The following is a 13,759-nucleotide window of genomic DNA, read 5'->3' on the forward strand; positions in this document are numbered from 1 at the left end:
ATATTTTTAATGCTGATTATAAAAAATGAGTTCAATACACTGTATTCATTCCCAAACAACGGCCCATGGTCAATCAATAGGTAGGAAATAACAAAATGTCTACTTTCTTAGATAAAATTAAAAATCGTCGTACTATTTATGCAATTGGTAAAAATGTTGCATTAGATCGCACAAAAATTGAAGAAACAATTCGTGAGGCGGTTAAACATAGTCCTTCAGCTTTTAACTCGCAATCTTCACGTGTAGTGACACTTTATGGTGAATCGCATGCTAAATTCTGGAATTTAGTTCGTGAAGCATTACGTAAAATTGTTCCTGCAGATGCTTTTGCTGGTACAAACACAAAAATTGATAGCTTTGTAGCTGGCGTTGGTACTGTATTATTTTATGAAGACCAAGCTGTTGTTAAAAGCTTACAAGAGCAATTTGAATTATATGCAGACAACTTCCCAGTTTGGTCTGAGCATTCAACTGCGATTGCACAGTTTGCGACTTGGACAGCACTTTCAGAGCTTGGTTTAGGTGCATCTTTGCAGCACTATAACCCGATTGTTGATGCTGAAGCAGCTGAAGCATTTGATGTACCAGCAAATTGGAAATTACGTGCTCAATTAGTATTTGGTTCAGTTGAAGCACCAGCAGGCGAAAAAGCATTTATTAATGATGCTGATCGTTTCAAAACTTTCAACTAATTGAAAGTTAAAAAGAGCACCCAAATAGGTGCTCTTTTTTTATGTTTTGAGAATTAATGAAAAGGCGAAGTAAAATAGATATTGATTAAATTCAATTATATAATTAAAAATAATAAATCGAAAAATTAGCCAATAACTACACTGTCATAAAATAGTCACAATCATATTGCATATTGCTCATGATTTCATAGCTTATCAAATATAGAGAAAGAGACAGATGACTTTAAGATTAAGTGTTGCTGCAATTGGTTTATTACTCAGCGGTTCGGTATTTTCAGCAGTTACAATTACAGCACCAGAGGAAATTGTAATCCTTGCTGTGAATGGTCAAGAAGTCAATTCTGGGTTATTTCGTTCATCTAAAAATAATTATAAAGTCGATGCAGGTGAAACCAGCTTAAGTGTGCGTTACCAAGAATATTTTGAACATTTAAATGGTGAGCATGACATTGTTAAATCTGGCGTAGTTACAATTCAAACACCTACATTGCAAGATGGGAAAACTTATAAGCTTTCGATGGTAGATGTACCTAAAGATTATGAAAATGCGAAAAAATATGCTGAGCAACCAACAGTTGCTTTGTACAGTGCAAATAATGAATTAATTGTGAAACAAACGGGTGCGAACAATGAAGCAAAACCATGGTTTGCAACTGGCTTACTGGGTAAAGTAAGTGATTTTACGACTAAATCATCTAAACCACAGCCTGAAGCTGTGTATGCATCGGCTAAACCTACTTCTGCTCAGGTTGTTGTACCAGCTCCAACGTCTATGCCAGTAACGGGTGTAGCACAAACGAATGATCAACGTTTAGTGGAAACTTGGCAGAAAGCCTCAAAAGCTGAGCGTCAAAAATTTATGGCATGGTTAGCTGAACAATCAAATTAATTAATTGCTATTTAAAATAAAGCCGATTTAATATCGGCTTTATTTTTAGAATTTTTATAAATAGCCTAAGTATACTTTATGACTAATTTAAATTTCCGTTTAGCTCAATTTGCTGACATTCCACAACTCATAGATTTAATTAACAAGTCTTATCGAGAACAACAAGGTCGAAGTTGGACAACAGAGCTTGAGTGGGTAAAAGGACAGCGTATTACAGAGCATCAATTAGAAGAACAGCTACAGTTTGCGAATTCTATATTATTGGTAGCGGAAGCTAATTCTTCTAAAATTGTTGCATGTATTGGTCTCACATTTGAAAATAATCAGGTTGAGGTTGGAACGTTTTGTACAGACCCTCATGTTCAAAACATGAGAATAGGCCGATCTGTTTTGGAATATGCCGAGCAATATGCATTGAAAGAAGATCCTCATCTGGTCAATGCCGTCATGTATGTGTTGGATGTTCGTTCGGAATTGATAGCTTATTATGAACGACGTGGATATGTGAAAACTGGTAATGAACAGCCGTATCCAGTTGAAGCAAATGTAGGCGTGCCAATGGTACCTATTAAGTTGATTGAAATGAAAAAAGACCTCAAATGAGGTCTTTTTTGTTTAGGTTAGAAACCAGATGTAATAGCCTAAAAGCATGAGAGGCCAAGCTACCCATGGGCTAAATAGCCATTTCCATAACCAGAAGCTAGGTACGAAACCCACTCCGTAAATAAAGCCACCAGAAATACCAATCATCACTAACATGAGTTGGCTATGATTATAGTGTCCGTTAGCATCTAGCATGAGTGAAGGGTAAACCAACAAAATTGCAGCAAGAGGCAATGCCAACAGAAAAGAAAGGGCCATTGCAAATGCTTGAGCTTTTCGATGATTTGATGCTGTCATTGCTTTTGCCATGATTTATTCCTCATCTAGATCTTGATGATGTTCGATATAAAGTGCACTGAGTACACCTGCAAAACATGCCATCAAAATGCCAAGGATCCATGCGAAATACCACATTTACTTCTCCTTAATACAAGCTATGCGAGTTTGACTCGATGTGTTTGTTGGTAATAACGCCCCACATTTTGTAATAAGACCAACTGGTATAGATCAAAATGAGTGGTACAAAAATTCCAGCAGCTACAGTCATAACACCTAATGTAAGATGGCTTGACACAGCGTCCCACATTGTCAAACTAGAATTAGGATTAATGCTAGATGGAAGCAAGAATGGGAATAATGCAAAACCAGCGGTTAAAATCGCTCCGACAATCATTAAACTTGTGCCAGTGAAACTTAAGCCTGCTTTTGCTTTTGATGAGGCAAAAACTGCAATAATTGCGCCTAAGATTGCAAGAACTGGAGCAACTTTAGTCATTGGATAGGTGCTGTAATTGTTCATCCAGCCAGGGTTGCTATTAGTCACCACTTCTTTAGCTAAAGGGTTGAGTGCAGCATTTGGATTAATAGCAACAGCATAGCTATAACCAGGAACTTGCCCGAAATACAGCCATGCCCCAATCACAAGGAAACATATTAAAAATATAGCTGCCATGATCTGCGTTGCTTTGGCAGAGCGCTGCTTTAATGCATCGTCTGTACGCAACATGAGCCATGCACCACCATGTGCACAGAGCATAGATAAACTGACAACACCACAAATTAGGGCAAACGGGTTGAGAAGGGCAAAAAAGCTGCCAGTATATTCAGAGCGTAACGTGTCATCTAAACTAAATGGTAAGCCCAGAAATAAGTTACCGAAGGCAACACCGAATACAAGGGCTGGAACAGCACCACCAATGCACAGGCCCCAGTCCCAAGAATTACGCCATTTGGTATTTGCAAGTTTAGAGCGGTAATCAAAACCTACTGGTCGTAGGAAAAGCGCGAATAAAACTAACAGTAGTGCCCAGTACATGCCCGAAAAAGCAACGGAATAGACCATTGGCCATGCAGCAAATAGTGCACCGCCCGCTGTAATAAACCAAACCTGATTCCCATCCCAATGCGGTGCAATCGTGTTGATTGCAGCACGGCGTTCGCTATCAGTTTTTCCAACGAAAGGCATAAGAGCCATGGAACCCATATCGAAGCCATCGGTAAGAGCGAAGCCGATTAGTAGTACGCCAACTAACACCCACCAAATGATTTTTAATAGTTCATATTCAATCATGATAAGGCCTCCCCATTAACTGCTGTTTTCGGTTCTTGCTTTTCAAAATGATATTTACCAGTGTGCAAAGAACTTGGCCCTAAGCGAGCAAACTTAATCATTAAGTACATTTCAATAATTAAAAGTGCGGTATAGAACGCTGCTAGCGCAAGAATCGAACCCCATACATCACCAGTACTTAAACTAGAAGTAGATAGGTGGGTTGGTAAAATTTCACCAATAGACCATGGTTGACGGCCGCCTTCAGCTACATACCAACCAGTTTGTGCAGCAATCCAAGGAAGTGGCAGACCAAACAATGCATATTTAAGTAGCCAAGGTTTATTTTCAGCATTTCTTTTTGCTACAGCCCAAGTTGCTAAAATGAAAAGTAATAGCATTAAGAAGCCAGAGGCAACCATTGCTCGGAAAGAGAAAAATAGTGCTGTAACATTTGGAACTGTATCTTTTACAGCGGCTTTAATATTTTGCTCGCTTGCATCGACTACATTCGGTGCATATTTCTTAAGAAGTAGGCCATAACCTAGATCTTTTTGATTTTTTTCAAATGAAGCTAATAGCTCTGGTGAGCGATCACCTGCACGTAATTTTTCAAGTTCAGCATAGGCAAGCATACCGTTACGAATACGAACTTCGTGCTGCTGCATGAGATCTTTAAGGCCGGTAACTTCTTTGGTTGTTGAGCGAGTTGCAATTAAACCTAATGCATATGGGATTTTAACTGCATAATCTGTCCGCATCTCTTCATGGTTTGGTACACCAAACAAAGTAAACGGAGCAGGAGCAGGGTGAGTATCCCATTCAGCTTCAATTGCAGCCAATTTGGTTTTTTGAACATCACCTAGCTCATAGCCAGATTCATCACCTAATAAAATTACTGAAAGTGTAGATGCAAGGCCGAAAATCGCAGCAATTGCAAATGAACGACGGGCGAAAGGTAGATCGCGTTTTTTAAGCAAGTAGTAGCTTGAGATGGCAAGAACAAAAATTGCACCAGTTACATAACCCGCAGATACAGTGTGGACGAATTTAACCTGAGCAACAGGGTTAAAGATAAGCGCACCGAAATCCACTAGCTCCATACGCATGGTTTCAAAGTTGAATTCTGCACCTACTGGGTTTTGCATCCAACCATTCGCCACTAAAATCCAGAGTGCCGACATGTTAGAACCTAGTGCAACTAACCAAGTTACTCCTAAATGCTGAACCTTAGTTAATCGATCCCATCCAAAGAAGAATAAACCAATAAATGTCGACTCAAGGAAGAACGCCATCAGGCCTTCAATTGCCAGTGGTGCACCGAAAATATCACCTACATAGTGTGAGTAATAAGCCCAGTTCGTTCCAAACTGGAATTCCATTGTTAAGCCAGTCGTTACCCCTAAAGCGAAGTTAATACCAAATAATTTTCCCCAAAATTTAGTCATATCTTTGTAAATTTCTTTACCAGAAATGACATAGGTGGTTTCCATGATGGCAAGGATAAATGCCAAACCTAAAGTTAAAGGGACGAAAAGAAAGTGATACATTGCGGTCATTGCAAATTGAAACCGCGAAAGATCAACCACGCTTTCAGAAATCATCAACGTGTCTCCTTAATATTAGAAATGTTGTCACCAGCAATATGCTCAGCGACCTGATTGTCGAAATTTTTGGGGATGGTGGGAGCATCAAACCAAATATGTTTAATCGTTAAAAGAAGCACTATTTTTATTATTAGAATAATAGTGATTTCTTTAATTAAACGACTATTAAGATTTTGAAAATTAAGGCTCATTAATTAAACCTCATTTGATATTAATTTTATTATTAATCAAAATATAATAAAAATAAACATTAAATATATTTAAAATGGATATTTAAATTATTAATCCATATAAAACAAATACTTAATATTTTAAAATAAATATCATACTAAAATAGTTTGAATTGATTATTAATTCCTACTAAAACACTTGTAAATAAAAATATAAATCTTATTAAAATAGTTTGTTTTAATTTAATACCAACTAAAATGGTTGAGTATAATGTCTAATGATTTTATTTCTAACCAAATTGATCGGAATAATAAATAACTAATTAAAAAGAGAATAATAAAATTAGGGCGTAATAAAGCCTGCGAAGAGCAATAATGGACTATAAGAATTATTGAAAATTAATCGGGTGCGAAAAGATCGTTTGATACAGAGATTTTTTTGGCAACATAATGGCTTTTATGTACTCTGACAAGAATAACTTGAGAATGTAATTCGAGTTCGCCGTATTCTGGTTCTACTTGAACATAGTGAAGCTGGCCAAATTCATCACGTACGCGTGCTTGAGCAGAAAAGCCTGGTCTAGCATTACCACTAGAAATGGTTGCTAATCGGCCTAAAAGGTTATAGTTAGTATGAGTAAGCTTGGGCTTAATCACTTGGTCAAGGCAGTGAATCATGAACACAGTAAAAAAGATTGCGATCACAAGGGCTGGGACGATTAAATAAAATGGTGAAATAAAATAATGTTGTATTGCGAAGAAAGAGAGTTGTAAAAAATAACCTGCATAACTGAAATTAATGAGTAAAAAAACGAAAATTAAAGCTTTAGAAAATTTAACATTAAGTAGCGGTGAGTTAGAAAGCCAATCTGGTGCAATTTTTTTAAGTAACTGACTTGGACGGAGTCCAATATACATACCAATGGTTTCTACCACGCTGAGCAATATCAAAGCCACTACACTTAAGTGAAATGGCATAAGATAATAATTGAAAAAGAAATCAGCCATGGCAGAAACTCTAATGTTTATAGCTTCAGTCTACAATATAGATACCGCCATCTGAATGTACTTTAAGCTCAACTTTATTTAAAAAATCACCTAGACAAGGACCTGAAATACATTCGCCTGTTTCCACGTTAAATAAAGCACCGTGGGTAGAGCATTGGATATATTCTTTGTCTTGATCTAGAAATTGATTTTCTAGATATTCAAGCTCAGTTTGTAGGTGAGGGCATAAATTCTGATAAGCATAGAATGCGCCGTCACGTTGCGTAACGAAAATAGTCGTTCCTTGTAAAGTGTCAAAAGCCCTAGCTTCGCGCTCAGGAACTTCTTCCGTCATACAGATCCTTTCCATTTCAAGCACATTCCTTCTGAAAATTTTCAAGAAGTTTAGCATAATCATTAATTGCTAAACGTGGGCCAAATTGAGAAACAACTTCACTCGAAATTAAGACAGCTAACTGTGCAGCAGCATTCAAATCTTGATGATGGTTGAGGGCATAAAGGAATGCGCCTGCAAATGCATCGCCTGCACCATTTGTATCAACGGCTTCTACATGACGGCCTGCTACATGGAAATGTTCAGTAGGGTTAGAAACTAAAGCACCTTTAGCACTTTGTGTAATGACTACTGTATGATTTTTAAAACGTAACTGAGCAAGAGCATCTTCTACAGATGTTGTATTTGTATACATTAAGGCTTCTTGTTCATTGCAAAATAGTAAATCTACACCATCATCCATAAGTTCTTGCAAACCTTCACGAGCGTATTGCACCATAGCTGGATCTGAAAGAGATAGAGCGATTTTAACGCCATTTGCTTTTGCAATTTCTCTCGCTTGTTTTACAGCTTTACGCGCTGTTTCACTTGTAGAAAGATAACCTTCAATATAAAGCCATTTTGCTGTTTTTAATGGTTCAAAATCGATTTGATCTTGAGAGAGTTCAGCAGTAATACCCAAATAGGTGTGCATCGTGCGTTCAGAGTCAGGGCTAATGAGTACCATACAGGTACCAGTTACGCCTTCACTGATCGATTTTGGTGTGGTCTGGATGTTAGCTTCATTTAGACCTTGCAGATAAATTGAACCTAAATCATCGTTACCAACGCGGCAACCATAAAAAGCAGTTCCACCTAATGCACTAAAAGCCACGGTCGTATTTGCCGCGGAACCGCCACTCGCTTGACCTTTGTAATCTTGGTGCTGTTTTAACTCTGCATAAAGAGCAGATTGAGTGTCACCATCGGACAACTGCATTGTGCCTTTTTGCAAACCTTGTTGACTAAGAAAATCATCAGACACTTTAAATTCTTGGTCGATTAATGCATTACCAATTGCAAAAAGATCTACAGTTGCCATATGTGTTGTCACAAATAAAAAAATCAGGTTGCTAAGTTTACACCATTGCTTGGATTTGCTGTAGTTTGTTGAATAAAATTCAGTTAATTCAAAAAAAGTGGAGAAATATTGTTGTTTGAATATTCTTGGGATCAGAAGATAGGTCGTTGAGATAAAATTGATAAGCTTTTTTATTCAATATCTATCATATACATAGAATTAAAAGCTTTTGTTCTGGTAGGATGAAGCATTCATGGCTATGTGCTTGATATCAAAGCCGTGCCAATGAAAACTAATACTCAACAAAAACATAGTATTTTACTTGGCTTTTGTTCGCCAATCTCAAGCTGACTCAGGCTATAATGAGACTTATTCACTTATCCGATATGTTAGGAGATCACATGACTGTAGATGTCACTGAAACCATTTCTCAAACTGTTCACCCTGCGTTTCAGTTGCTACGTCAGCACCATGTAGAAGCATTAGATATTTTAGTGTCTGAATATAAGCATAAAGTCACAGGTGCGGTGCATTATCACTTGGCAACTGACTATGATGAAAATGTATTTCTTGTTGCTTTTAGAACACAACCTATGGACTCTAAAGGCACGGCACATATTTTAGAACATACCGCTTTGTGTGGATCTGAAAAGTTTCCGGTACGTGATCCGTTCTTTTTAATGATTCGCCGTTCTTTAAATACGTTCATGAACGCATTTACAGCAGCAGATTGGACTGCGTATCCATTTGCTACTCAAAACAAAAAAGATTTCCAAAACTTACTCTCTGTTTATCTTGATGCAGCATTTGCTGCTAATTTGAATCCGCTTGATTTTGCTCAAGAAGGTATTCGTATTGAACTAGAAAATGGGCAACCTGTTTATAAAGGTGTTGTTTTTAATGAAATGAAAGGTGCGATGAGTGCACCGTCTGACCAACTTTATCATCAGTTGGCTCATCATTTATTTCCTGAAACGACCTATCATTACAACTCAGGCGGCGACCCGAAAGATATTCCTGATTTAACGTATGAGCAGTTAGTCGATTTTTACAAGGTACATTACCATCCAAGTAATGCTGTATTCATGACCTTTGGTAATCAAACAGCGTACGAGTTGCAAGAGCAATTTGAAAAACTAGCTCTACATAAGTTTTCTGCTGGAACAACTCTATATTCTAAGCCTGAAAAACGTTTAGCAGCGCCAATTGAAGTAACAGAAAACTATGGTGTTGATAGTGATGATTTAAAAGATAAAACTTATCACGTTCTATCTTGGTTATTACCAGAAGCAAATGAAGTGAAATTGCGTTTGGGAATGCGTTTGGTTGAAGGAATTTTGTTAGAAAATTCTGCTTCACCACTGCGTCATTACCTAGAAACATGTGGTTATGCTCAATCAACAGGTCCATTAATGGGCGTAGATGACAGTAACTTTGAAATGACTTTCTACTGTGGTGTCCAAGGTTCAAACCCAGAACATGCACAAAGCTTTAAAGATGGTGTTTTAAATATTCTGCGTGATGTTGCTGCAAAACCAATTGACAGTAATTTAGTCGATGCAATCTTACATCAGATTGAGTTGCATCAACGTGAAATTAATGGTGATGGTACACCTTATGGCTTAAGTTTAATTTTAAATGGCTTAAGCGGTGCGATTCACCATAATGACCCAATTCAAATCTGGGATGTTGACAGCGCAATTGCACAAGTTAAAGAAGAGTTGAAAGACCCAATGTGGTTATCAAATCTGATTCAAACACATTTACTCGACAATTCACATCGTGTGCAGATGACCCTAGTTCCAGACCCAACTAAGTCTGTAAAAGAGCAGGAAGCAGAAAAAGCACGTTTAGCTGCTATTGGTGAAAAGTTAACAGATGCTGATAAGGCTGAAATTATCGCTAATACCAAGGCTCTAGAGGAGCGTCAGGATACTCCAGACAACCTTGAACTATTACCAAAAGTAGGTCTGGAAGATGTGCCTGCTGACTTGCATATTGTACAGGGTCAATTACGCGAAATTCTTTGTAATCGTATGGATACGCCGTTGAATTTGTACCATGCTGGTACGAATGGTATTTACTATCAACAAGTACTTATTCAGATTCCTGAAGATATTGTGAAGTCACCGTACTTCAATTTGCTTTCTATCTTGATGGGCGAAGTGGGTGCAGGTGAATATGACTATCTTGAACTACAAAACTTACAAACGGCGGTAAGTGGTGGTTTAGGAATGGGCGCTTCATTGCGTAGTAAAGTTGATGACAAAGATAAAATTAGTGCTTGGTTAACCTTAACGACTAAATCGTTAACTCAGAAGTTTGATGCCATTCATTTATTAAAATTAGCATTTGAACAGCTTCGATTTGATGAGAAAGAGCGAATTATTGAGTTATTGCAACAACGTAAAACACGTTGGCAATCTCGCTTATCTGGAGCGGGCCATAGCTACGCAATGCAAGTCGCGTCACGTAATATGAGTGCATTGGCTCAACGCGACTATCAAAACACTGGTTTAGGTGCATTAAACTGGTTAGGTGAGCTTGTTACAAAGATTACTCAAGACTCTGCTACATATGATGATTTGATTGCAGAGTTAAAGCGTATTCATCTTAAATTATTGCAAGCACCTAAACAGTTCTTGCTTGTATGTGAAGAACATCAGTCTGAACGTTTAGTTGAAGAAGTGCAGAATGTTTGGGATAAACTAAACGTTGATGCAACTGCAACAGAGTTAACTCAGGTAGAACAGGCAAATGATAATAATCATGAAGCATGGTTAATTCAGGCAAATGTTCAGTTCTGTGCTTCAGCTTATCAAGCGGTGGACGTGTCACATCCAGATGCAGCTCCGTTAATGGTATTGGCAGCTTATTTACGTAATGGGTTCTTACACAGCGCCATTCGTGAGAAAGGCGGTGCGTACGGTGGTGGAGCAAGTTATGATGGGAATGCATGTTCATTCCGTTTCTATAGTTACCGTGATCCGCGTTTAGCAGAAACTTTTAAAGACTTTGAAGCAAGTGTGCAATGGTTATTAAATACGGAACAACAGCCTCATCAGCTTGAAGAAGCGATTCTTGGGTTAGTTGCAAGTATGGATAAGCCAGGTTCACCAGCGGGTGAGGCGATTACTGCATGTTATGCATTATTGCATGCAAGAACACCAGCTTTCCGCCGTCTCTTGCGTGAGAGATTGTTGCATGTAACTTTAGATGATTTACAACGTGTTGCTCGTCAATATTTGGTTGAGCAAACTCCTGTAAAAGCTGTAGTTGCGCCATTTGCGAAACGTGATGAATTGCAACAGTTAGGTTTTACCATTCAACAAGTGAATTAAAATAAAAATTGGAGATGAACATGGCGTTCAGACAATTTGAACGCACATCTTTACAGCTAAGCATGGGAATCGTGCTTAGCTGTTTGTGTGCGTCTGTGACATATGCTGACACCTTGGCACCTGTAACCCCCGCGACAGTAGATGCATGTGTTGCTCTTGCTTCGAATGCCGATCGTCTGGCTTGTTATGACTCTGTATTTAAACCGTCAGCTTTACCAGCTATTCAAGCTGCGGCTGTACCAGAGCCTGTTAAAAAAATTGATGCACCTGCTGTTCCACCTGAAACTTTTAAAGAGAAGGTGGTAGATACAGTGAGTAATATCAAAATAATTGGTAAAGCACCGAAAATTGAACCTACTACTTCTTTGCTAGATCAACGTTGGGAGTTGTCTGAAAAAAGTAAACTAGGGGTTTGGAATATTCGTGCTTATCAGCCCGTCTATTTACTACCTGTATTCTGGACCAGTGACAAAAATGAGTTGCCACATAGTCCGAACCCAAATAATACGGTAACAGAAGATCAAAATCTGAAATCAACAGAAAGTAAATTTCAGATTTCTTTAAAGACCAAAGCTTGGGAAAATATTTTTGGTAATAATGGTGATTTGTGGGTAGGTTATACCCAATCTTCACGTTGGCAGACATTTAATGCTGAAGAGTCTCGTCCTTTTCGTGAAACGAATTATGAGCCTGAAGCAAGTTTAATGTTTAGAACAAACTATGAATTGCTTGGTTTAGATGGGCGTCTGCTTGGAGTTACTTTAAACCATCAATCAAATGGTCGTTCAGATCCATTATCTCGTAGCTGGAACCGTGTGATTTTTAACGTTGGATTAGAGCGCGGTAACTTTGCTGTAATGCTTCGTCCATGGATTCGTCTTGAAGAAGACAGCAAAGATGATAATAACCCGGATATTGAAGATTACGTTGGTCGTGGTGATTTAACAGCATTTTATAAGTGGAAGCAGAATGATTTCTCTTTAATGCTGCGTCATTCATTGAAAGGCGGTGATGATTCTCATGGCGCTGTTCAATTTGATTGGGCTTTTCCAATTAGTGGCAAACTGCGTGGACACTTCCAGTTATTTAATGGTTACGGTGAAAGCTTAATTGACTATAACCACCGAGCAACCTACGCGGGCTTGGGTGTTTCACTCATGAATTGGTACTAAGTTTTTACTTATAAAAAAGCCGCTTTAAAAGCAGCTTTTTTATTATCCAATTTGAATGTTGGCTTGAGGGTGTTTGAGCCGACTTTTTTTCGGCGTGGCAATTAAATAAGCCAGTGTTAATGGACCGAGTCGCCCAGCAAACATGAGCAGGCTTAGAATGAATAAACTACCATTATGCAGCTCTGGTGTAATTCCTCGCGAAAGTCCCACAGTACAAGCTGCGGAAACAACCTCAAAAAGCAAGTTCATAAAGTCTGCTTTAGGCTCTAAAAGCAAAATAATAAAGAATCCTATGAAAATGAGTATGCTCGTAATTGCAGTAACAGCTAAAGCTTTATAAGTCGTTTCGTGTGCGACTGAATGATTAAATATTCGGATTTCATCTGTACGACGTAAAAATGAAATCACACTGAGCACTAAAATGACAAAGGTGCCAACTTTAATTCCACCAGCTGTACTGAGTGAGCCACCACCAATAAACATAAGCAACATCATGAGTAGAGAGCTGCTATTGGTCATTGCACCTGTATCAATAGTATTAAACCCTGATGAGCGCGGAACAGTGGCTTGAAACCAAGCATTTAATGCTTGATCACCTACACTGAGCATTCCTAGGGTATGAGGATTTTGAGCTTCTAAGGCCCAAATTAAAATAAAGGCAATAAGGTTAATCACCGTAATAGTTGTAAGAATCAGCTTGCTATTCGGGGTGAGTTTTTTCCATTTTTTATTTTGCTTAATGTCCATGAGAACTAAAAAGCCAAGGCCACCCAAGGTGTAAAGTATGCTAACAGTTATACAAATCATATAGTTGCTTTGAAAACTGATTAAGCTGTTAGAAAATAATGAAAAACCCGCATTGTTAAATGAGGAAATACTGTAAAAAATCGCATAGTACAATCCACGTGCAAAGCCGTAAGTCGGTGTAAAAGCAGTCGTGAGAATAATTGTACCAATAAGCTCAAAAATAAGGGTGTAAGTGACAACTCCTTTAGCAACAAACGTAACTTTTGATAGACTCGTTTGACCAAGACTATCTTGTGCCATCATTTGTTGTTTAAGGCCAACTTTGGGTGACAAACTTAATGCAGCTAAGATGGCAAAAGTCATGAAACCCAAACCACCTGATTGAATCAGCAATAGAATAATGGTTTGTCCAAACAGGGTAAAAGACTCATGAATATTTAAAACAGATAGGCCAGTAATTGTGACTGCTGAGGTGGCTGTAAAGAGTGCATCCATCCAGCTCACATGACCCGTATTGGCAAATGGCAGTTTTAGTAATAAAGTGCCAAAAATAATAAAGCCCAAAAAACCCAGTGCTAATAGTGAAGGAGGGCTTAAATTTAATGTTTTATTGGGCTTGGGATATATAGACATATTCTAGATTTCGC

Annotated in this window: 14 protein-coding genes; 5 read left to right on the top strand and 9 right to left on the bottom strand. The window is 38.2% G+C overall.

Annotated elements, in window-relative coordinates; all coding sequences use genetic code 11:
- Nucleotides 1-95: 95 nt before the first annotated feature.
- The 3 genes from MMY79_RS07705 to MMY79_RS07715 all read left to right on the top strand — a co-directional run bounded on the left by MMY79_RS07705 (nucleotide 96) and on the right by MMY79_RS07715 (nucleotide 2,184).
- The gene (locus tag MMY79_RS07705; protein WP_252612781.1) at nucleotides 96-692 is read left to right on the top strand and encodes a nitroreductase family protein; all 597 of its coding nucleotides are present in this window, start codon (nucleotides 96-98) and stop codon (nucleotides 690-692) included.
- Nucleotides 693-909: 217 nt separating this feature from the next.
- Nucleotides 910-1,581 (top strand): DUF2057 domain-containing protein, encoded by a 672-nt coding sequence (locus MMY79_RS07710; RefSeq protein WP_252612782.1) that lies wholly within the window; start codon nucleotides 910-912, stop codon nucleotides 1,579-1,581.
- 78 nt (nucleotides 1,582-1,659) lie between these two features.
- Nucleotides 1,660-2,184, top strand: coding sequence for a GNAT family N-acetyltransferase (locus tag MMY79_RS07715; protein WP_252612783.1), 525 nt, complete (start codon nucleotides 1,660-1,662; stop codon nucleotides 2,182-2,184).
- 12 nt (nucleotides 2,185-2,196) lie between these two features.
- Here the strand turns inward: MMY79_RS07715 and MMY79_RS07720 are convergent, their stop codons facing one another.
- From MMY79_RS07720 to MMY79_RS07755, 8 genes are all read right to left on the bottom strand, one after another.
- The gene (locus tag MMY79_RS07720; protein WP_252613477.1) at nucleotides 2,197-2,496 is read right to left on the bottom strand and encodes a cyd operon YbgE family protein; all 300 of its coding nucleotides are present in this window, start codon (nucleotides 2,494-2,496) and stop codon (nucleotides 2,197-2,199) included.
- Nucleotides 2,497-2,598: a cytochrome bd-I oxidase subunit CydX gene (cydX, locus tag MMY79_RS07725; RefSeq protein ID WP_002120988.1), complete on the bottom strand. Its 102-nt coding sequence runs from the start codon at nucleotides 2,596-2,598 to the stop codon at nucleotides 2,497-2,499.
- 10 nt (nucleotides 2,599-2,608) lie between these two features.
- Complete coding sequence (cydB, locus tag MMY79_RS07730) at nucleotides 2,609-3,754, bottom strand: cytochrome d ubiquinol oxidase subunit II (RefSeq protein WP_252612784.1); 1,146 nt, start codon at nucleotides 3,752-3,754, stop codon at nucleotides 2,609-2,611.
- Nucleotides 3,751-5,337: a cytochrome ubiquinol oxidase subunit I gene (locus MMY79_RS07735; protein WP_252613479.1), complete on the bottom strand. Its 1,587-nt coding sequence runs from the start codon at nucleotides 5,335-5,337 to the stop codon at nucleotides 3,751-3,753. Before MMY79_RS07735 ends, cydB begins: the two co-directional genes overlap by 4 nt.
- On the bottom strand, nucleotides 5,337-5,531 hold the full coding sequence (gene cydP / locus MMY79_RS07740) for a cytochrome oxidase putative small subunit CydP (protein ID WP_003652097.1): 195 nt from the start codon (nucleotides 5,529-5,531) through the stop codon (nucleotides 5,337-5,339). The genes MMY79_RS07735 and cydP overlap by 1 nt, the downstream gene beginning before the upstream one ends.
- Nucleotides 5,532-5,909: 378 nt before the next feature.
- The gene (locus MMY79_RS07745) at nucleotides 5,910-6,518 is read right to left on the bottom strand and encodes an OB-fold-containig protein (protein ID WP_016137929.1); all 609 of its coding nucleotides are present in this window, start codon (nucleotides 6,516-6,518) and stop codon (nucleotides 5,910-5,912) included.
- Nucleotides 6,519-6,543: 25 nt separating this feature from the next.
- Complete coding sequence (locus tag MMY79_RS07750; protein WP_252612785.1) at nucleotides 6,544-6,852, bottom strand: Rieske (2Fe-2S) protein; 309 nt, start codon at nucleotides 6,850-6,852, stop codon at nucleotides 6,544-6,546.
- Between the two features lie 16 nt (nucleotides 6,853-6,868).
- Nucleotides 6,869-7,873, bottom strand: coding sequence for an adenosine kinase (locus MMY79_RS07755; protein WP_252612786.1), 1,005 nt, complete (start codon nucleotides 7,871-7,873; stop codon nucleotides 6,869-6,871).
- Between the two features lie 380 nt (nucleotides 7,874-8,253).
- On the opposite strand from MMY79_RS07755, the gene MMY79_RS07760 reads away from it, so the two are divergent.
- Nucleotides 8,254-11,193, top strand: a complete 2,940-nt coding sequence (locus MMY79_RS07760) for an insulinase family protein (protein WP_252612787.1) — start codon at nucleotides 8,254-8,256, stop codon at nucleotides 11,191-11,193.
- Between the two features lie 20 nt (nucleotides 11,194-11,213).
- Complete coding sequence (locus MMY79_RS07765; protein ID WP_252612788.1) at nucleotides 11,214-12,365, top strand: phospholipase A; 1,152 nt, start codon at nucleotides 11,214-11,216, stop codon at nucleotides 12,363-12,365.
- Nucleotides 12,366-12,407: 42 nt separating this feature from the next.
- Here MMY79_RS07765 and MMY79_RS07770 read toward each other — a convergent pair whose 3' ends face one another.
- Nucleotides 12,408-13,745, bottom strand: coding sequence for a TrkH family potassium uptake protein (locus MMY79_RS07770; protein WP_151989137.1), 1,338 nt, complete (start codon nucleotides 13,743-13,745; stop codon nucleotides 12,408-12,410).
- Nucleotides 13,746-13,759: the final 14 nt, after the last annotated feature.

The organism is Acinetobacter sp. XS-4 (genome assembly GCF_023920705.1).
In the GTDB taxonomy this organism is placed as follows: Bacteria; Pseudomonadota; Gammaproteobacteria; order Pseudomonadales; family Moraxellaceae; genus Acinetobacter.